At 70.5% G+C, this 19,212-nt stretch carries 21 protein-coding genes; all 21 read left to right on the forward strand.

Annotated elements, in window-relative coordinates; all coding sequences use genetic code 11:
* The first annotated feature begins 16 nt into the window (after positions 1 to 16).
* The 21 genes from Q8Q85_10465 to Q8Q85_10565 are packed head-to-tail and all read left to right on the forward strand — an operon-like array spanning position 17 to position 19,194.
* Positions 17 to 400 carry a TraR/DksA C4-type zinc finger protein gene (locus Q8Q85_10465; protein ID MDP3774677.1) on the forward strand — a complete coding sequence of 128 codons (384 nt, stop codon included), beginning with the start codon at positions 17 to 19 and terminating at the stop codon, positions 398 to 400.
* Positions 384 to 911: a signal peptidase II gene (gene lspA / locus Q8Q85_10470; GenBank protein MDP3774678.1), complete on the forward strand. Its 528-nt coding sequence runs from the start codon at positions 384 to 386 to the stop codon at positions 909 to 911. The genes Q8Q85_10465 and lspA overlap by 17 nt, the downstream gene beginning before the upstream one ends.
* Positions 912 to 916: 5 nt before the next feature.
* On the forward strand, positions 917 to 1,948 hold the full coding sequence (locus Q8Q85_10475) for an RluA family pseudouridine synthase (GenBank protein MDP3774679.1): 1,032 nt from the start codon (positions 917 to 919) through the stop codon (positions 1,946 to 1,948).
* Positions 1,935 to 2,363 carry a chemotaxis protein CheW gene (locus Q8Q85_10480; protein ID MDP3774680.1) on the forward strand — a complete coding sequence of 143 codons (429 nt, stop codon included), beginning with the start codon at positions 1,935 to 1,937 and terminating at the stop codon, positions 2,361 to 2,363. Before Q8Q85_10475 ends, Q8Q85_10480 begins: the two co-directional genes overlap by 14 nt.
* Before the next feature lie 9 nt (positions 2,364 to 2,372).
* Positions 2,373 to 2,735 carry a response regulator gene (locus Q8Q85_10485; GenBank protein MDP3774681.1) on the forward strand — a complete coding sequence of 121 codons (363 nt, stop codon included), beginning with the start codon at positions 2,373 to 2,375 and terminating at the stop codon, positions 2,733 to 2,735.
* 1 nt (position 2,736) lies between these two features.
* Positions 2,737 to 4,602, forward strand: a complete 1,866-nt coding sequence (locus Q8Q85_10490) for a chemotaxis protein CheA (GenBank protein MDP3774682.1) — start codon at positions 2,737 to 2,739, stop codon at positions 4,600 to 4,602.
* A 33-nt stretch (positions 4,603 to 4,635) separates the two neighbouring features.
* A complete protein-coding gene (locus Q8Q85_10495; protein ID MDP3774683.1) occupies positions 4,636 to 5,256 on the forward strand; it encodes a chemotaxis protein CheC in 621 nt (206 codons plus the stop codon).
* A 12-nt stretch (positions 5,257 to 5,268) separates the two neighbouring features.
* Positions 5,269 to 7,953, forward strand: coding sequence for a tetratricopeptide repeat protein (locus tag Q8Q85_10500; protein MDP3774684.1), 2,685 nt, complete (start codon positions 5,269 to 5,271; stop codon positions 7,951 to 7,953).
* A gap of 2 nt (positions 7,954 to 7,955) precedes the next feature.
* Entirely contained in the window at positions 7,956 to 9,119 is a 1,164-nt protein-coding gene (locus Q8Q85_10505) for a DUF4388 domain-containing protein (protein ID MDP3774685.1), read from the forward strand.
* A complete protein-coding gene (locus tag Q8Q85_10510) occupies positions 9,112 to 10,053 on the forward strand; it encodes a tetratricopeptide repeat protein (GenBank protein ID MDP3774686.1) in 942 nt (313 codons plus the stop codon). The genes Q8Q85_10505 and Q8Q85_10510 overlap by 8 nt, the downstream gene beginning before the upstream one ends.
* Positions 10,050 to 10,403 (forward strand): roadblock/LC7 domain-containing protein, encoded by a 354-nt coding sequence (locus Q8Q85_10515; protein MDP3774687.1) that lies wholly within the window; start codon positions 10,050 to 10,052, stop codon positions 10,401 to 10,403. Before Q8Q85_10510 ends, Q8Q85_10515 begins: the two co-directional genes overlap by 4 nt.
* Complete coding sequence (locus Q8Q85_10520) at positions 10,400 to 10,867, forward strand: roadblock/LC7 domain-containing protein (protein MDP3774688.1); 468 nt, start codon at positions 10,400 to 10,402, stop codon at positions 10,865 to 10,867. The genes Q8Q85_10515 and Q8Q85_10520 overlap by 4 nt, the downstream gene beginning before the upstream one ends.
* 4 nt (positions 10,868 to 10,871) lie before the next feature.
* Positions 10,872 to 11,483: a GTPase domain-containing protein gene (locus Q8Q85_10525; protein MDP3774689.1), complete on the forward strand. Its 612-nt coding sequence runs from the start codon at positions 10,872 to 10,874 to the stop codon at positions 11,481 to 11,483.
* A gap of 1 nt (position 11,484) precedes the next feature.
* Entirely contained in the window at positions 11,485 to 13,443 is a 1,959-nt protein-coding gene (locus Q8Q85_10530) for a DnaA/Hda family protein (GenBank protein MDP3774690.1), read from the forward strand.
* Complete coding sequence (locus Q8Q85_10535) at positions 13,443 to 15,065, forward strand: tetratricopeptide repeat protein (protein MDP3774691.1); 1,623 nt, start codon at positions 13,443 to 13,445, stop codon at positions 15,063 to 15,065. Before Q8Q85_10530 ends, Q8Q85_10535 begins: the two co-directional genes overlap by 1 nt.
* Complete coding sequence (locus tag Q8Q85_10540; protein ID MDP3774692.1) at positions 15,065 to 15,883, forward strand: protein-glutamate O-methyltransferase CheR; 819 nt, start codon at positions 15,065 to 15,067, stop codon at positions 15,881 to 15,883. The genes Q8Q85_10535 and Q8Q85_10540 overlap by 1 nt, the downstream gene beginning before the upstream one ends.
* Positions 15,880 to 16,362: a chemotaxis protein CheD gene (locus Q8Q85_10545; GenBank protein MDP3774693.1), complete on the forward strand. Its 483-nt coding sequence runs from the start codon at positions 15,880 to 15,882 to the stop codon at positions 16,360 to 16,362. Before Q8Q85_10540 ends, Q8Q85_10545 begins: the two co-directional genes overlap by 4 nt.
* Entirely contained in the window at positions 16,343 to 17,425 is a 1,083-nt protein-coding gene (gene cheB, locus Q8Q85_10550; GenBank protein MDP3774694.1) for a chemotaxis-specific protein-glutamate methyltransferase CheB, read from the forward strand. The genes Q8Q85_10545 and cheB overlap by 20 nt, the downstream gene beginning before the upstream one ends.
* Positions 17,422 to 17,850 carry a chemotaxis protein CheW gene (locus Q8Q85_10555; GenBank protein MDP3774695.1) on the forward strand — a complete coding sequence of 143 codons (429 nt, stop codon included), beginning with the start codon at positions 17,422 to 17,424 and terminating at the stop codon, positions 17,848 to 17,850. Before cheB ends, Q8Q85_10555 begins: the two co-directional genes overlap by 4 nt.
* On the forward strand, positions 17,847 to 18,326 hold the full coding sequence (locus Q8Q85_10560) for a chemotaxis protein CheW (protein ID MDP3774696.1): 480 nt from the start codon (positions 17,847 to 17,849) through the stop codon (positions 18,324 to 18,326). Before Q8Q85_10555 ends, Q8Q85_10560 begins: the two co-directional genes overlap by 4 nt.
* On the forward strand, positions 18,319 to 19,194 hold the full coding sequence (locus tag Q8Q85_10565; protein ID MDP3774697.1) for a hypothetical protein: 876 nt from the start codon (positions 18,319 to 18,321) through the stop codon (positions 19,192 to 19,194). Before Q8Q85_10560 ends, Q8Q85_10565 begins: the two co-directional genes overlap by 8 nt.
* Positions 19,195 to 19,212 lie beyond the last annotated feature (18 nt).

Raw genomic sequence — 19,212 nt, forward strand, 5'->3', positions numbered from 1 at the left:
GGGAACGAGCCTTACAATGACGAAGAAACAACTCGCGTACTTCGAGAAGCGGCTGATGGAGGAGAGGGCGCGCGCATTGAAGGAGATCGGTCATTACGACGAGAGCTTCAACGCCACGCTTCAGGCCGCCGGCGGCGACCTCTCGTCATATTCGTTCCACATGGCCGACCAGGGCACGGACGCCATGGAGCGCGAGAAGGAGTTCCTGATGGCATCCAAGGAGGGCCGCTTCCTCTGGCACCTCAACGAGGCGCTGCGCCGCCTGTACAAGACGCCCGAGAAGTTCGGGAAGTGCGAGAACTGCAGCCAGGACATCGGTTACGACCGGCTCGACGCGCTGCCGCACGCTCGCCTTTGCATCAGCTGCAAGGAGAAGGAGGAAGATGGTAAGCGCCGCTGAACAACGCCGCTTCGTCGGCGTCGTCTCAGCGGTGATCGTCCTCGATCTGGCCACCAAGCTGATCGCCGAGTCGTTCCTGCCCCGCTACGTCGGGGTGCCGGTGATCGGTGAGTTCTTCCAGCTCCGCCTCGTCTACAACCCCGGCGCCGCCTTCGGCCTCAACGTGGGCGAGTACTCGCGCTGGATCTTCATGGGCCTATCGTTCACCGCGCTGTTCGTGTTGGGCTCGATGCTCAAGACGACGCGGTCAGGAGACTGGCTCCGGCTGTACGCACTGGCCTCGATCTGCGCCGGCGCGGCGGGTAACCTCGTGGACCGGGTCCGCTCCAGCAAGGGCGTGGTGGATTTCCTCGACTTCACGGTTGGCTCGCTCCACTGGCCTACGTTCAACGTCGCGGACATGGCCGTGACGTGTGGCGCTTTCGCCCTCGCGATCTCGCTCTGGGGCGAGGGGAAGCAGCCCGCGCCTGCCGTTCCGGCCCCCGAGGCCGTCCCGCCCGCGGGTTCCTAGAGCGCGTGTCCGTTCCCCCGGCGACCCGTTTCTGCGTAGCGACCAACGGCGCGGAGCGGCTCGACCGGTTCCTCGCCGACCAGCTTCAGCTTTCCAGGACCGTCGTGGCGCGCCTCATCGCCGACGGCGCGGTGCTCATCTCGGGCGAGAAGGCGCGCCCTTCTCTGGAGCCGCCGCGCGGCACGGAATTGGAGGTCGTCTTCCCGGAGCGTGCGCCGCGCCAGATCTTCCCCGCCGACATCCCGCTCACCATCGTCTACGAGGACGACGAGCTGGCGGTGATCGACAAGCCGGCCGGTCTGGTGGTGCATCCGGCGCCCGGCCACTGGGACGACACCCTCGTGAACGCCCTGGCGGCGCGCGGGCTGGGGCTCGGCGGAGGCGCGGAGGGCCGGCCGGGGATAGTGCACCGCCTCGACAAGGACACCTCCGGGCTGATAGTGGTGGCGAAGACCGCGCGCGCCCACGAGAAGCTGGGTGCGGCGCTCGCCGCTCGCAGGATCGTGCGCCGGTACGCGGTGCTGGCATGGGGCCACCTCGGCCCACACGAGCGGCGGATCGAGGCGAAGCTCGCTCGGCACCCGCAGGACCGGAAACGAATGGCGATCCCCAAGGGCGAGGGCGGGCGACACGCTGTCACGAGGGTGCGCACGATCGCGCGGGGCGGCCCCGCGGACTTGGTCCTCGCCGCCCTGGAGACGGGACGCACCCATCAGATCCGCGTTCACCTCCAGTCCATCGGGCATCCAGTGGTGGGTGACCCGACCTACGGCGGGTCGGAGGCGCGCCGGTCGGACTCGACTCGGGCGCAGGCCGAGGCGCTGGCGCGGGCGACGCCGCGCCAGGCGCTTCACGCCGCGTGGCTCCGGCTCCCTCATCCGGTCACCGGGGCGCCGGTGGAAATCCGGTCGGAATGGCCGGTGGATTTGCGCCATTCGCTCGCCCTCGCGTTGGACGACGCGGTTTTGCTTGCCGATTCCAAACCCTTGCAGTATCTTGGCTTCTTCGCATGCGGCGAGCCGAATGACCGCCCTTAAGCTCCTCCTTTTTCGCTCGGGAGGGCAGGTGTTCGCGGTCGAGGCGGGGGCCGTGCAGGAGATACTACCCGCGACTCCGCCGACGCGCATGCCGGGTGCTCCCGGTGCCGTGCGCGGTCTCGTCAATGTGCGAGGCACCTTGGTGACCGTCGTGGATGCCGCCGAGGCGATCGGCCTCCCCTCCGGCTTGGCGGCTGGAAGCGGCACCGTCATCCTCATGGAGCGGCGGTCGCGACCGGTCGGCCTGGCGGTGGACGAGGTGATCGACCTCGTCACAGTCCCGACGTCATCCCTTGACGACCGCGCGTCACTTCCCGGCGTCCGCCCCGACTTGGTGCGCGCCGTCGGGTCGGCGGCCGGTCAGACCTTCGTGCAACTCGATACTGACGTTCTCTTGGAGCCATTGCTGCCGTAGGAGGAAGGTGTGGGCCATCGAGTCCTCGTCTGCGACGACGCGATATTCATGCGGACGATGATCAGCGACATTTTGTCCAGCGCCGGCTACGAAGTCGTCGGCGAGGCAGAGACGGGGTTGCAGGCCATCGACCGTTATCGCGATCTGCGTCCCGATCTCGTCACCATGGACATCGTGATGCCGGATATGGGCGGCATCGACGCCGTCCGCGAGATCGTCAAGGACGATCCCAACGCGAAGATCCTCATGTGCAGCGCGATGGGGCAGCAGGCCCTCGTGGTGGAGGCCATCCAGGCCGGCGCCAAGGACTTCGTCGTCAAGCCGTTCCAGCCATCGCGCGTGCTCGAAGCGGTGCAGCGCGTCCTCGGATAGGATGGACGTCCGCCGGTACGCGGACCTCTTCCTGACCGAGAGCCGCGACCACCTCACCGCGTTCAACCATCTCCTTCTCGAGTGGGAGCGCGATCCCGCCGCACCGGAACCCGTGGGCGGGATTTTCCGCGCGGTGCACACGATCAAGGGGATGGCGGCTACGATGGGGTACACCGCGGTGGCGGATCTGTCGCACCGGGTCGAGAACCTGCTCGACCTGCTGCGCCGGGGTGAGAAGCCGGCCACGCCCGCGACGCTGGAGCTGCTCTTCAAGTCCGCCGATGCGCTCGACCGCGCGATCGGGGACGCGGTGGCCGGGAAGGACGACCCGGCGCCGTTCGCCGAGTTGCTGGTTCAGATCGACCGGGAGGCGGGTGGCACGGCCGAGGTCGAGGCGCCCCGCCAGCGCCGGTCGGAACCGGTCATGCTCCCCGGCACCGGCCCTGGCCGGGGCCGCGTGGTGCGCGTCGGTCTGCGGAGCGAGGCGGCGCTCAACGGCGCGCGCGCGATCCTCGCCATCAAGAAGGCCGAGGCGCTTGGATCGGTATCGGCGGTGACGCCCGCGCCGTCCGCGATGGAGACCGAGGGTTTCGACGGCAAGTTCTCGTTCCGGATCGATTCGGAGGCGGACAGCGTCGCCGTCGAGGAGGCCATCCGGACCGCGGGCGACGTGGACACGGTCGAAGTCGCGGAGGCGGTTCACGAAGCCGTCGCGGAAGGCGTCCGCGGGGCGCGCAACATCCGCGTGGACCTGCGCCGGCTCGACGAGCTGATGAACCAGATCGGCGAGCTGGTGATCGCGCGGGGCCGGCTATCGGCGCTCACGGCGCGGCTCGCGGAGCCGGATCTCGACGAAGTTTCGCTCCAGATCGGCCGGCTCGCCGGGCGGCTGCAGAGCGAGATCATCCAGGCGCGCATGACGCCGGTCTGGCAGGTGTTCGACCGCTTCCCGCGCATGGTGCGCGACCTCGCCAGGCAGACGGGCAAGCAGGTAGCGTTCCGGGTCGAGGGCAAGGAGATCGAGCTGGACCGCGCCATCCTCGACGAGCTGGCGGACCCGTTGGTGCACCTGTTGCGGAACGCGGTGGACCACGGCATCGAGGCGCCGGAGGAGCGGGTGGCGAGCGGCAAGCCGGCCGTGGGCCAGCTGGTCGTAGCCGCGGTCCGCGAGCGCTCGTCGGTGGCGATCCGGGTGACCGACGACGGCCGGGGAGTGAACCGCGCGGCGGTACTTGCCCGCGCCCGCGAGACGGGACTGGTGGGTGCGGACCAGCAGGAGCTGGGCGAGGAGGAGCTGTTCCGCGTCCTCACCCGCTCGGGCTTCTCGACGGCGCGCGAGGTCACGGACGTGTCGGGCCGCGGTGTCGGCATCGACGTGGTGGCGACCGCGGCGCGCGCCCTGGGCGGCTCGCTCGAGATCCGGTCCGAGGAGGGGAAGGGCACGGTCTTCACCCTGCGCCTCCCCGTCACGCTCGCGATCGTGAGGGCGCTGCTGGCAAGGGTTGGGACGGAGCTCTACGCGCTGCCGCTAACGCACGTGGCTGAGACCGTCGACCTGAAGGCCGAGGACATCCGGCGGGTGCAGGGCCGCGAGACGATGCTGTTGCGGGGGCTGCTGCTGCCGCTGGTGCGGCTGGGCGAGGTGCTGGGGGCCGCCGCCGCGCCGGCGACGGCAAGGCTGCCGGTCATCGTGCTGGAGATGGGCGAGCGCCGCACCGGCGTGGTGGTGGACGATCTGATGGGGCAGCAGGAGATCGTGGTGAAGAACTTCGAAGCGCCGCTGGGGATGCTCCCCCTGTTCAGCGGAGCGACGATCCTGGGCGACGGGGCGCCGGCGCTGATCCTCGATGCGGGCGGGTTGATGTAATCGGCGGTTGAAAAACAACCATTGGGAACGGCGATGGATGACATTCGCGATCTGAAGGAACTGCAACTCGACGCGCTGAAAGAGGTCGAGAACATCGGCGCGGGGCACGCCGCGACGGCGCTGTCACAGATGACCAACCGCCGGATCATGATCAGCGTGCCGAAGATCGCGGTGTCGCGCCTCGAGGAGGTGGCCGAGCAGCTCGGCGAGCCGAACGAGGTCGTGGCGGCCATCCTCCTGCACATGCTCGGCGACCTCACGGGGAGGACGCTGCTGGTCTTCCCGGAGAAGGCGGCCAAGCGCCTCTGCGACCTCCTGCTCGGCCGGCCGCTCGGCAAGACGGAGAGCTTCGGCGCGCTGGAGCAGTCCAGCCTCAAGGAGACCGGCAACATCCTCTGCGGCACCTACATGAACGCGCTGTCTTCGTTCATGGGGATGATGTTGCTGCCGTCGGTGCCGAGCCTGGTGATCGACTTCTCTTCGGCGGTCCTCACTTCGGCGTACCTCAACTTCGGCAGCGACCGCGACTACGTCTTCTGCGTCGAGACGCAGTTCATCTTCGTCAGCGAGGACGAGACGCTGCGCGGGCACTTCCTCCTCGTTCCGGACTTCGCCTCCCTCCGCGCGATCCTCCAGGCCGTCCGGCTGACCTGACGGCGGACGACGATGCCGGCAGCCGTGGCCACGCAGCGTGATCTCGCCGTCCTGAGATCGTTCGCGCGCCGGATCGACCCGTCGGACGCCGGTGCGCACAACAACCTCGGCGTCCTCTACTACCAGCGCGGCCTCTACCAGGAGGCCGTCTTGAGCTTCACGGGCGCGCTGGAGCTCGACCCCAGGATGGCGATCGCGCAGCGCAACCTCGAGATCGTCTATGGCGGCACCGGTTTCTACGACCGGAGGATCGCCGAGTTGCGCGAGCGGCTGCGCCAGCGCCCGGACGACCGTGACGCGCGTTGGGAGCTGGCGCGGGCCTTCGCGTCGGTGGGCCAGCTGGACGACGCGGTCGCGGAGTTCAACGCGCTGCTCGCGGAGCAGCCTCACGACCTGGGCGTACTCCTGCAACTCGGCCTGGCGGAGCAGCGTCGCGGCAACCTCGAGCAGGCGGTGGAGTGGTTCGACCGCGCGCGGGAGCTGGACCAGGGATCGTCCGTGGTCGAGTTCCACCGCGGCGAGGTGTTCTACAACCGCGGCATGAACGACGAGGCACTGGCCGCGCTGGAGCGCGCGGTGGCGCTCAACCCGGACAACGCCGAGGCGCACCACCTCCTCGCTTTCGTGCTGGGCGACCTGGGCCGGCACGGCGAGGCGCGCCACGCGTCGAAGCGGGCGGTGCAGCTGAACCCGCTGCTGGCGCGCGCGCAGACCAACCTCTCGCTCGAGGCGCCGGCGCAGGCGCGGCAGGTGAAGCCTCCGGGGCATGCGGCGGGAGGAGCGTCCGAGGCGCAGCGCCAGATGGCGCACTGTGACCTCGGCCGGGCGTTTCGCCAGAAGGGTTACTACGCGGAGGCGCTCCGGGAGTACCGGCTCGCCCTCGAGCACGGCGAGGACCGGCAGCTCGTTCGCCAGGCCATGGCCGAAGTTCACCTCATCCGGCACGAGCTGGCCGCGGCGCTCGAGCTCTACGAGGACCTGGTTCAGGCTCAGCCGGGGAAGCCGAAGCTGTGGAACGAGCGCGGCGTCGCGTTGCACCAGTTGGGCCGTCGGGAGGACGCGCTCGCCTCCTACCGCCGCGCGATCGAGGTCGATGCCGAGTACGCGCTCGCCTACAACAACCTCGGCGTGCTGCTCACGGCCCTCGGCCAGATGGACGAGGCGGTGGACGCGTTCCGCGGCGCGCTCCGGCGCCAGGGCGACCTGCTGCACGCCCGGCTCAACCTGGCGCTGCTCCTGTCGCAGTCGCGGCGCTACCAGCTCTCGCTGGAGGCGTACCGGCAGGCTCTCGAGACCTCGCCGGCCTCGGGCGCGGCGTGGAACGGGATCGGCCTGGTGCTGGTCGAGCTGAAGCGCTACCCTGACGCCAGGAACGCGTTCGCCCGGGCGGTGGAGGCCGATGGCGAGAACGCAGCGGCGCACTACAACCTCAGCTTCATGCTCTCCAACCTCGGGGATTTCGAGGGCGCGCTGAGGGAAGTGCGGCGGGCGCTCGAGCTGGACCCGTACTACGTGGCGCAGAAGTTCCTGCTGTCGATCGAGCTCCAGTACGAGGACCCATCGCTGACGGTCGTGCCGGATCTGTCCGGCGAGCGGCCGTTCGGCGAGAGCGGCGAGACCTTCCAGTTCGATCCGCGGCTCCTGGACGACCTATTCCGCGAGCTCAAGCCGGCCGCGCCGGCGCCCGAGAAGGACAAGACCGGCGACGACCCGCTCGCCCTGGCGCGTGACTATCTCTCGAAGTCGCTCTTCGATCGGGCGATCGCCGAGCTGACGCGCGCCATGCAGCGCGGCGCCGACCGCGCCGAGGGCGCGGTGCTCCTGGGCAGCATCTACGCGCGGCGCGGTGTCTGGGGCGAGGCGCTGGACCGCTACCGCGAGGCGCGCCGGCAGGCGCCGGGCCACCGCGGCGCGCGGGAAGGCGAGGTGCGCGCCCTGCTCGCCCTGGACCGGGCGACGGAAGCGCGGCCGCTGGCGGAGGGGCTGCTGGCCGCGTTCGACGACGACGCCGACGTCGCGCTCCTCGCGGCCGAGGCGCGGAGCGAGACCGGCGATCCTGCCGGCGCGGTGGAGATCCTGCGGCGCGCCGAGGTGCGCGCCCCGGCGCGCGCCGACATCCGGAAGCTCCTCGGCGGCGTGGCGCTGAAGGTCGGCGACGTCGAGCTGGCCCGGACAGCTTACCGCGCCGCGCTCGACCTCGACCCCGGATACGTGGAGGTCTGGCTCGAGTTCGGCCGGCTGGCGCGGGCGCGCGGTGCCGTGCGGGAGGCGGAGGAGGCGTATCGCTCCGCCCTCGAGCACCTCCCCTCGTACGCGGAGGCGGCCCATGCCCTCGCCGACCTGTTGTGCGGGGACAGCCGCGGGGGCGAGGCGATGGACGTGCTCATCGGTACGCTGGCGCGCGACCCGTACGACTTCGAGGCGCTGATCATCCTCGCGCGCGTGCTGCTCGACGCCAACCGGGCGGCGGACGCGCTGGCCGCTTGCGAGCGAGTGGTCCGGTTCGAGCCCGACCACCTGGCGGCGCACTACTTCCTCGGCGTCGCGCTGGCGAGGGAGCGGCGCTACCGCGAGGCGGTCCAGTGGTGGGAGCGGTGCATCGCGCTCGATCCCGCGGGGACCTACGCGCAGAAGGCGCGCACCCACGCCCGCACCGCTCTCGACCTGGTGCACATCTTCGCGGGCGAGGCGGCGTAGCGATGGCGATCGAGGGACCGCTCAAAGAGCTGGGGCTCCACGACGTCTTCCAGCTTCTCGACCTGTCGCGCAAGACGGGGGTGATGCGGATCACGAGCCATCTCCGGAACAACGAGGGGACGGTCGCGTTCGACGGCGGCGCGATCGTGTACGCCGAGATCCGCTCGAACCCGCACCGCATCGGGGTCGTGCTGGTACGCTCTGGGAAGGTGACCGAGGCGGAACTCGAGCGTGCTTGCGCGATCCAGGAGCGCGAGGTCGAGGGGGGCCGGCGGCGGCTCGGCCAGATCCTGATCGAGATGGGCGTGATAGCGCAGCGCGAGCTCGAGCGCCAGGTGGAGATGCACGTTGCCGAGGTGGTCTTCGAGCTGCTGTCGTGGCAGGAGGGCTTCTTCTCGTTCACCGAGGAGCCGCTTGCCGGCGTCCCGGCGGACGCGATGGTGCGGATCCGCACCGAGACGCTCCTGATGGAGGGCGCGCGGCGGATCGACGAGTGGTCGAGGATCGAAAGCCACATCCCGCACCTCGACGTCATCCCCGTGCTCGCGCCGATCGATGCGGAAGGTGAGTTGGCCCACCTCGACCTGCTGCCCGCCGAGTGGGAGGTGCTGGCGCAAGTGGACGGCGCGCGCGACGTGCGGCAGGTGGCGCAGAGCCTGGGACGGTCGGAGTTCGAGGTAGCGCGGACCCTGTTCGGGCTGGTCTCGACGGGGGTGCTCGCTCTGCACGATCCGGCGGCGCAGCGGAAGCCGCGGGCCTCGATCACCGACGCCGCCGGGGCGCTGCTCGCCACCGCGGAGTTGCGGCTGGAGGCCGGCGACGTGGCGGCCGCCAAGGCGGCTGCGCTCGCCGCCGCATCGCTCCGGCCCGACGAGGCGCGGGTCCACCTCGTGCTCGGGCGCGCGCACCTGAGGGACGGCTACTGGAGCGAAGCCGTCGAGGAATGCCGCAAGGCGGTCCGGCTCGACCCCGAGATCGCGGACCCGTACCGATGGTTCGGGCTCGCGCTCGCCGCCACCGGCCGGTTCCGTGAAGCGCGCGAGCAGTGGGACCGGTGGGAGCGGTTGGTTGACGGCGAGGCTGAGCCCGACGCCCGCCAGCAGATCGCGTCGGCGAAGCTGGCGGCGGCGACGTTGGAGCAGCTGCTGGGAGGCGCGCGTGGCTGACGACATCCGGGCCCTCTCAGCGGTGCTGGCGCGAGACCCCTCGAGCCTGGTCTACGCCGACTTGGCGGAGGCGCTGCGGCGTCGCGGGCAGCGCGAAGAGGCGCTGCGCGTCGCGGAGTTCGGGCTGGGCCGCCACCCGCAGCACGCCGACGGGCACGACTGCCTCGCGCGCATCTGCGCCGACCTCGGCGACCACCCGCGGGCGCGCACCGCCTGGGAGCGGGCGCTCGAGATCGCGCCGGAGCACGCAGGCGCGCTCAAGGGGATCGCATTCCTCTTCTTCCGGCAAGGGGACGTGCACCGCGCGGCCGACACCCTCGAGCACGCTCTGGCGGCTAACCCCGCGGACGATGGGGTGCGGCGTGCGCTGGAGTCGATCCGGGTGGGCTCCCCCGCGGGCGCGTCGGCGTCGGTCGCGCCGGCACCGGTTGCGGTGGTCGAGGCGACGCGGCCCCAGGACGCGAGCGAGGGCGCCCTGCGCGCGGTCCGACCGACCGAGCGTCCGCGGGCCGCGGAGCCGACGACCGCACCGAGTGGGCGACCGGAGGCTGAATTGCCGCAGGGCGATGATCGCCCGCCGGTGTTCGTTGGACTCGAGGGCGCGACCGCTGACATCTTGTTGCTGGACGCGCGGGGCCTGGTGGTGGCCGGCGGCCTCAAGGACGAGCGCGGCGCGGACGTATCGGAGTTGGCGGCGGCGGCGCTCGCCGGCGTTTCGGGCGAAGCGTCGCGCACGGCAGGCTACCTGGCGCTGGGGGGGTGGGGCACGATCGTGGCGGAGGCGGAAACGGCCAACCTCGTGCTCGCGCCGGTGGGCGAAGGGGCGTTGCTGATGGTGCGCCGCGAGCGCAGCATCCCGGTCGGCTTGGCGCTGAGGTTCGCGGAGCGGGCGCGCGGCGCGGCGCACCGGTGGCTGGAGGGCCAGGGCGCGTGACCGACCATCTGAGCAGGTCGCTCGACCGCATCTCCCGCGTGCGCGGCGTGAGGGGCTCGATGTTCGTCGCGGCCGACGACGGGATCGTGGTCGAGCAGCTGCTGATGGAAGGAGTGGACGGCCGGGCGGTGGCGGCGTTCGCCGCCTCGCTGGCCAGGAAGGTGAGCGGCGCGGCGGCCGCGACCGGCGGCGGCAAGGTCCGGTTCATCCAGATGGCGGCCGAGGGCGGCACCCTGCTGGTGGCGCAGGCGCCGCCCGAACTGTTGGTCGTGGCGGTAGCCGACCCCGGCGTCAACATTGGGCTCGCGCGCCTCGAGATGATGCGCGCGGCGGAGGCAGCGGCCCAGTGAGCACTACCGTCGTCGAAGCTTGGACCGAGCTGCCGCTCGTCCGCTACGTGGCCCAGTCCAGCGCCCGCATCGTCGTCGTCATGACGCCGGCGGGGCAGGTCCTCGCGCAACACGGATTCACGCGCGCCGTCGACCTGATGTCGGCCTGCGCCCTCGGCGCGGCGATCATGGCGTCTTCCGGCGCGCTGGCGCAGCTGTTGGGTGAGGAGGGTTTCGCCGCCCTCCACCACTCCGGCCACAAGCACGGCATTCATCTCGCCGCGTGCGCCACGCCGCGGGGGCCGCTCATCGCCCTCACTGTCTTCGGGAAGGAGACGTCCATCGGGCTGGTGCAACTCTTCCACGAGGAGTTCGTGGTGGCGCTCAAGCAGGCGGCGCCCGTCGATCAGGAGCGGAAACCGATCCTCGCCGCCGACTTCGAGTCTGAGCTCAACAGCAGTCTAACTTCACTTTTCCGCCGGTGACGCCATGTCGCTCGTGAACTTCACGACGCGCGAGATCACGTGCAAGATCGTCTACTACGGCCCCGGTAGGTCCGGCAAGACGAGCAACCTGCATTACATCTACAGCCAGGTGCCGGACGACCGGAAAGGACGGATGGTCTCGCTGGCGACCCAGACCGACCGGACGCTGTTCTTCGATTTTCTGCCGCTGGACCTCGGCTCGATCTCGGGCTTCACGACCAAGTTCCAGCTGTACACGGTGCCCGGCCAGGTCTACTACAACGCGACCCGCAAGCTCGTCCTCCAGGGCGCGGACGGAGTCGTGTTCGTAGCCGACAGCCAGATCCGCCAGCTCGACGAGAACATCGAAAGCCTGCAGAACCTGCACGTCAACGTCCTCGAGCACGGGATCGACATCCGGGGCCTGCCCACGGTGGTGCAGTTCAACAAGCAGGACCTCCCGCGCGAGCTGATCCTCTCGCCGGAGGAGCTCGACGATGCTCTCAACTTCCGCGCGCACCCGACTTTCCCGGCCGACGCGCTTCACGGGGCTGGTGTCTTCGAGACGCTCAAGGCGATCAGTGCCGAAGTGCTGCGCAAGCTGAGCGAGGGCGCAGCGGCCGCGCGGCGCGGCTAGCGTGGACCTTAACCCACGGTTCCGGTTCGAGTCCTTCGTCGTGGGCGCCAGCAACCGGCTCGCGGCGACCGCGTCGCAGGCCGTCGCGGCCTCACCCGGGGCCGCCTACAACCCTCTCTTCCTTTACGCGAAGTCGGGGCTCGGCAAGACCCACCTCCTCCAGGCTGTCGGCCACGGAGTGCTCGATCGCCAGCCGGCGATGCGGGTCCGCTACCTGACCCTCGAGGAGTTCGTCGAGCAGTACCACGCCGCCGTCGCGGCGGGCCAGAGCGACGCTTTCCGGAGGAGCGCGGAAGAGGCCGACGTCCTGCTCATCGACGACGTGCAGTTCCTCGCCAAGCACCGCGAGCTTCAGTCGGAGCTGCTGCGCCTCTCCGAGGCGCTCCAGGTCGCGGAGTGCCAGCTGGTCCTCACGTCGGACCGGCCGCCGTCGGAGATCCAGGACCTGGACGAGCGGCTGGTCTCGCGCCTCTCCGGCGGTCTCCTGGTGGACATGGCGGCGCCCGATTTCGAGACCCGTCTGGCGATCCTCCGGCGCAAGTCCGACGAGCGCGGTATGGTGTTCGCCTCTGGCGTGCTGGAGACGGTGGCGGAGGTCGGCGCGTCGAACGTGCGGGAGCTGGTCGGGCTCGTGAACCGCCTGATCGCGTTCCAGGCCGTGAGCGACACGCCGCTCACTCCGCAGGGCGCGCGCTCCCTCCTCACCGGCGAAGTGTCCGAGGGCGGGGAGGCCGCCGCATCCGCGCCCCCGCCTCCGCCGGCCGCGGCCGAGGAGGTCCGCGACGAGTTCTCTGCCTTTCTCTCCGCAGTCACGCGCACGGTGGCGCAGTCGCTCGATGCCTGGCGCTCGCGCATCGGCGAAGCGGTGATGCGGTGGCAGGGCGAGGGTTACCGGACCGCGCGGCTCGAGCAGCTGCTCCACAGCGAGAGCGTCCCCGACGTGGACGGCGCGATCGCGAAGTTCGCCGCCGACGTCGAGGAGCTGCAGCGCCTGGCGGGAGAGGTGGCCGGGCTGGATGCCGCCGCGGCGGGGCACGCGCGTTTCCGAGACCCCGACCGACTCGACGAGGCGCGCGCGTTCGCCGCGCGACTGCTCGAGGGTACCGCCCCGCCCCCGGCGCCCTCCGCGGCGCTGTCCTTCGACGACTACATCGAGGGCCAGGCCAACGAGGCCGTGGTGCGCGCGGCGCGGCTCATCGCGCGCGAGCCCGGCCGGCGGTACAACCCGCTCTTCATCGTGGGGCCGAGCGGGGTGGGGAAGACCCACCTCCTGCATGCGGTCGGAAACGCGCTCGCCGCGGGGCCGTCCGGCACGACGGTCGCGTGCCTCTCCTCCCAGTCGTTCGTCGAGGAGTTGGTCGCGGCGATTGACGGAGGCAACATCGAGTGGTGGCGGCGCCGCTACGGCCGCGCCGACGCCCTCCTGGTGGACGACGTGCAGCTCATCGCGGGCAAGGAGCGGACCCAGGAGGAGCTGCTCAACCTCTTCAACGCACTAGCCGACGCCGAGAAGCAGCTCGTCTTCACCGCCGACCGCCTGCCGGCCCAGCTCAAGGACATCGCGCCGCGTCTTGTCACCCGGTTCGAAGGTGGCCTCGTCGCGGAACTCGGCGCGCCCGACCGCACCATGCGGGAGAAGATGGTGCGGAAGCTGCTCCAGGCGCATGGCGTCGCCGCTGAGGACGACGTCGTCCAGTACCTGGCCGCGCGGCCGGCCGACAGCGCGCGGGCGGTGCGGGGGCTCGTGAACCGAGCCCTGTCGTCCATGGGCTCCGCCGACTCCGCGCTGACCATGCGGACGGCGCGGACCGCGATCGAGGGCCGCACGGCTCGCCCGTCGCAGGCCCAGGCGATCTCGGCGCTGGTCCCGTCCGGACTCGATCCCGCGCTCGCGAGCCGCGAGAAGATCGTGTGGGACTGGCCCGACGCAGGTGAGCGGCTGATCGAGGAGCTGCGCTGATGGCGATCAAGGGCAGCCTGCGCGAAGCGAGCCTACCCGACGTCCTCCAGTTGCTCTCGATGGGGCAGAAGACGGGGTGCCTCTCGGTCGCAGACCGGAGCAACTTCGGCTACATCTTCTTCGACGCGGGCTCCATCACCTACGCCTCGATCGTCAACCGGCGGGACCGCCTCGGCGACATCCTGGTCAAGAGCGGCCTCATCACCGGCGAACAGCTCCAGGCCGCCATCGACCGCCAGGCGAAGGTGCGCAACAAGCGACTGGGCGAGATCCTGGTGGAGATGGGCGCCCTCTCGCGTCCGGACCTCGAGCGCTACATGCGGGTGCAGATCGAAGAGGCGGTCTACTACCTCTTCACGTGGTCGTCGGGGACGTTCAGCTTCGAGAGCGAGGTCCGTCCCGAAGAGCAGGACTTCTTGGTCCGCATCGGCCCCGAGTCCCTCCTCCTCGAGGGCGCGCGGCGGGTGGACGAGTGGAGCCTCATCGAGAAGAAGATCCCGAGCTTCGACCTGATCTTCGTGGTCGAGCGGCAGCGGCTCGAGACCTCGGACGTGCATCTTACCGCTGAACAGGAGCGGATAATCCGGCTGCTCGACGGCCAGCGCGACGTGGCGCGCGTCCTGGAGGACTCGGGCCTGCTCGAATTCGAGGTCGGCAAGGCGCTATTTGGCCTCATCACCGCCGGCTTCGCCCACCGCCTGGGAAAGACGCAGGCTTTCGAGGGGGCGCCCGCGGCCAACGAGCGGCGAGTCGAGGAACACCGTAACCTCGGACTGGCGTTCTACAAGACCGGGATGTTCGACGAGGCGGGACGGGAGTTCCACCGCGTGGTGGACCTTCGCGCCCAGGACGAGCAGGCGCACTTCTTCCTCGGCCTGGTCGCGCTGAGGCAGTCCCGGTGGGGCGACGCGGTGGACGCACTGCGCCACGCGGTCGAGCAGAGCGGCGGACGCGGGGCGGTGCTGCACAACCTGGCGGTGGCGCTGGAGCAGATGGGGCGGCTCGCCGAGGCCGACGCCGCGTTCGCCGCCGCGGCCGCGCGCGCGCCTAACGACGCGCGCGTCCTGGTCGGTTGGGGTGTGGTAGCGCTCAAGCGCGGGCTTGGTGAGGAGGCGGTCGAGCGTCTCGACCGGGCGCGCGGCTTGCTCGGGGAGAAGCCCCCGTCCGCGGTGTGGTACTGGGCGCGGGCGCTCGCCGCCGTCGTGGCGGGAGCTCAGGAGGGCGCGATCGCCGTGGCTGAAGAGGGAGTGGGCCGCTATCCCAAGAGCGCGCCGCTCCGCAACAACCTGGCGGCCCTGCTGGAGCGCGCCGGCCAGCTGGAGCGGGCCGAGCAACTGCTCGCCGCCGCGCTCGAGGATGACCCGTCGCTCCCGCAGCTGTCGAAGAACCTCGGGGACCTCTGCTACCGGAGCGGCCGTGCCGAGGAGGCGCAGCAGGCGTACCAGCGGGCCATCAAGCTCGCGCCGCGGCTCGGGGAGGACGTCTACTTCAAGCTCGGCAACCTCGCCTTCAAGCAACTCCGCCAGGACGAGGCGATGGGCTACTGGCGCGAGGTGATCGCGATGGACCCAACCCACGAGCTGGCGCGGCGCAACCTCGAGACGCTGGAGCGGGTGAGGTGATGGCCGCCGCGTCGCCGGATGATGCCTCGCTGGGCGCACTCCTCGCCAAGATCGAGCGCATGCGGGGCTTCGCCATCAGCAGCTACAAGGAGCCGTGCCTGCGGCGGCGGCTGGCGGTGCGGATGCGGGCCCGCGGCGTCCACACCTTCGGCGCGTACGCCGCGGTCCTCGACCGCGCCCCCGAGGAGTACGACCTGCTCCTCGACGCGCTCACGATCAACGTCACGAAGTTCTTCCGCAACCCGGAGACCTACGCGCTGCTCCGGAGCCGGGTGGTCCCGGAGTTGGCGGGCCACCACCGGGCAGTCGCCGTGTGGTCGGCCGGCTGCGCGACCGGCGAGGAGCCGTACTCGCTCGCCCTCCTCTTCGCGGAGCAAGCCGCCCTGGGCGCGGTGGCGGGTGCGCGCAGCCACGTGCGCATCGACGCCACGGACCTCGATCCCGCCGTGATCGAGACCATGAAGCGCGCCGAATACGCGGCGCCCGCCGTGGAAGAGGTGCCGAAGGCCCTCCTGAACCGGTACTTCTCTCCGGGGCCGCCGTTCCGCCTCGATGCGGCCATCACTCGCCTGGTGCGCCCGATGCGGCACGACCTGACGCGCGATCCTCCGCCGCATCCGCCGTACGACCTCATCGTCTGCCGTAACGTGGTCATCTACTTCGACCGCCCCACTCAGGAGCGGCTCTTCCAGAGGCTCTTCGACGCGCTGGTGCCGGGCGGCTACCTGCTGCTCGGCAAGGTCGAGACGTTGTTCGGGCCGCCGCGGGGCAAGTTCCATCTCGAGGATCCGCGCGAGCGGCTATTCCGCCGGCCGTGAACGAGCGCATCGTCAAGGTCGCGGACTGGGCGGCGGACACCGGAGACACGGTCCTAGTGACGCTGGGCCTCGGCTCATGCGTGGCGATGACACTCTACGATCCGGTCGCCCAGGCCGGCGCGCTGGCGCATCTGATGCTTCCGTCGCAGGCGCTGTCGCAGGACCGCTCCCGCCCGGGCAAGTTCCCGGAGACGGCGCTGCCGGTGCTGCTCGAGCGGCTGACCGCCCTGGGAGCGTCTCGGCGGCGGTTGCGGGCGCGGCTGGTCGGCGGCGCGAGCATGTTCGCCAACACTTCCGCCCCCGGGGCGCCGGGCATGGGGGAGCGCAACGTGCTCGCGGCCAGGGACGTGCTGAAGTCCGCGCACCTCCCGATAGTCGGTGAGGACACCGGGAAGGCCCACGGGCGATCGGTCTACTTCTATCTTCGGGATGGTCGGCTCGAAGTCCGGTCGGTCGCGCATGGGAACCGAGAGGTCTGAGCGGAGGCCGTCCGTCCTGGTGGTGGACGATAGTGCCCTGATGCGCCGGGTACTCTCGGACATCATCACGGGTTCGGGCGAGTTCCGCGTCGTCGGCACGGCGCGCAACGGTCTCGACGCGGTCAGGAAGGTGCACGCCTACCAGCCGGACCTGGTGACGATGGACTTGTCCATGCCCGAGCTCGACGGCTTGGGCGCGATCGGGTACATCATGAGCGAGACGCCGCGTCCCATCGTCGTGGTGAGCGCGCGCGCGGGCCGCGACTGCGAGGAAGCGATCCGCGCTCTCGAGCTGGGCGCGGTGGACCTGGTCGAGAAGCCCGACGGGAGCGGCAGGGACTCGGCGGCGACCGTGGCGCCGCGGCTGATCGCCGCGTTGCGCGCCGCGGTGGCCGCGGACTTGGGCCACGTGCGGGTGATGGCGCGCCCGCGGCCCGCGCAACCCCGCGGCCCGGAGACCCCGGGAACGGCGCGCCTCGCGCTGGCCATCGCCGCCTCGACGGGGGGGCCGCGCGCGCTCGCGGAGGTGATCCCGGCGTTGCCGGCCGGGCTCCAGGCGGCGACGCTGGTCGTGCAGCACATGCCTGGCGGCTTCACCAGGAGCCTCGCCGAGCGGCTGGACAGCCAGTCCCGGCTGCGGGTGGTGGAAGCCGAGCACGGCGTCGTGGCCCACGCCGACACCGTCTACATCGCGCCGGGCGACTACCACCTTCGGGTGCGCGGCCATGCCGGCGCGGCGACGCTCGAGCTCTCGCGGGAGCCGACGCTGTGGGGTGTACGGCCGGCCGCCGACCACCTCTTCCGTTCCGTCGCCGAGGTGTTCGGCCCGGCTTCGGTGGGCGTGGTGCTGACGGGGATGGGGCGCGACGGGGCGGAGGGCCTGCTGGCCATACGCGAGGCCGGCGGCGCGACGATCGCCCAGGATCGCGATACGGCGGTAGTCTACGGCATGCCGCTCGCGGCGGTGCAGGTCGGGGGCGCGCGCGAGGTGGCGCCGCTCGATCGCATCGCGGAGCGCAGCTCCACCGAACTGATGCGCCTGCGCCTGACGGGACGCGCGTGATCGCGGCCGAGGCCTTCCTGGTGGTGCGCGCCGGCGGGGAGCGGTACGGCATCGGCCTGGGCATGGTGCGTGAGGTGGTGGACGTCTCGGTGCTGCGTGCAGTGCCCGCGCGCACTCCGGCGATGCGCGGTGTGATGCTGCTGCGCGAGCGGTTCCTATCGCTGGTTCACCTCGGGGCGCTGCTAGCGGGGGGCGTGCCGGCGCCGGCAGTGGGGGACACGGCGGTAGTCGTGTACGTGGGCGAGGCGGCCGTCGCTCTCGAGGTGGACGAAGTGCTCGAGGTCGTGGAGGGCGGCGCGACGTTCGTGGGGAGCGCGCCGGCGTCGTGGGCGGCGGGGGTGTGGCGCGTGGGTACCGAACTGGTCACGGTGATCGACCTGGAAGCCTTGGCCGAGCGCCTGACCGCAATCGAGGAGCCGGCATGAGCCAAGGTGACGACATCCAGGTCGTCGTCTTCCGCGTGGGCGGGCAGGAGTTCGCCTTCAACGTCTTCCACGTCCAGCGCATTCTGCGCTACGAGGCGCCGTCGCCACTGCCCAAGGCCCCCGCCTTCCTCGAGGGGATCCTGCAGGTGCACGGCGCGGTCGTGCCGGTGATCGATCTGCGAAAGCGGTTCGAGCTCGCCGATGCGCGCCTGCGCGAGGAAACGCGGATGATGGTACTCGAGTGCGACGGGGTGAATGTGGCGGTCATCGTGGACGCGGTCCTCGAAGTGCTGCGTATCAGCTCCGAAGCCGTCAGCCTGCCGCCCGCCGTGGTTCGCGGCCTCGCCGCCGAGTACATCCAGGGCATCATCACGGTCGGGGCGCGGACGGTCGTCCTCCTTCAGACCGGCCGGCTCGTCACTTCGTCGGAGCGGATCTCGCTCGAGGCCATCCAGGCGGAGCCGGTCCATGGCTGACGAGCTGGGGGGCGCGTTGCGCTCCCGCTACGCCCAGATCTCCGCCGCGCTCGACGCGGCCAATGGCCAGGCCGAGCTGGACGCGTCTAAAAAGGACATCATCGGCTTCTTCAAGCAGGTGGATGCGGCCATCGGCGAGTTGACGGCGCTGAAGGACGAGATCAAAGTGCTGGTGGACCGCTACAAGCAGCTCGCGGCGGGCACCAAGCCCACGGCGCCCGAGTTCTCCGGCGAGAAGCCGGTGATCCACTCCGACCACATCGGCGCCTCGACCTTCATCGAGAAGGGCTGGAGCCTGCTCTCGCTTGGCGACTACGCCGGTTCCATCCAGGCGCTCAACAAGGCGATGGAGCTCTCGCCGAACGACGCGCAAACGGAGTCGCTCCTGGGCTGGGCGCAAATGCTGAAGGAGGACTACGACGACGCACTCATGACCTTCCAGAAGGTCCTGATGAGAGAGCCCAACAACTCGCTCGCTCGCATAAACGTCGGCTACATCTGCCTCAAGAAACGCATCTTCGGCGAGGCGATCGAGCACCTGTCGAAGGCCATCCGAATGGCCAACGACAAGAAGGCGACCCTCTACGCGCACTACTACCTCGGCCTCGTCTACCTCGAGCGGGAGATGTACGAGGACGCGGACAACTTCTTCCGGAAGACGCTGGAGCTGGGCCCCAACCTAATCGAGGCATACTACCAGCTGGGGCGGGCCCAGTGGTACGCCGGGGACCAGGAGGCGGCCAAGGCATCCTGGGAGGGCGGTTTCGCGGCGAACAAGTTCAATCCCTGGGGTAAGAAGTGCAGGGAGATGCTACAGACGATCGAGGCCGGTGGGGTTCCGCCGCCGCCCGGGAACAGCGGCGCTTGACCTGGTTTCGGAGCCCGG

This window comes from Gemmatimonadales bacterium (assembly GCA_030697825.1).
Taxonomy (GTDB): domain Bacteria; phylum Gemmatimonadota; class Gemmatimonadetes; order Gemmatimonadales; family JACORV01; genus JACORV01.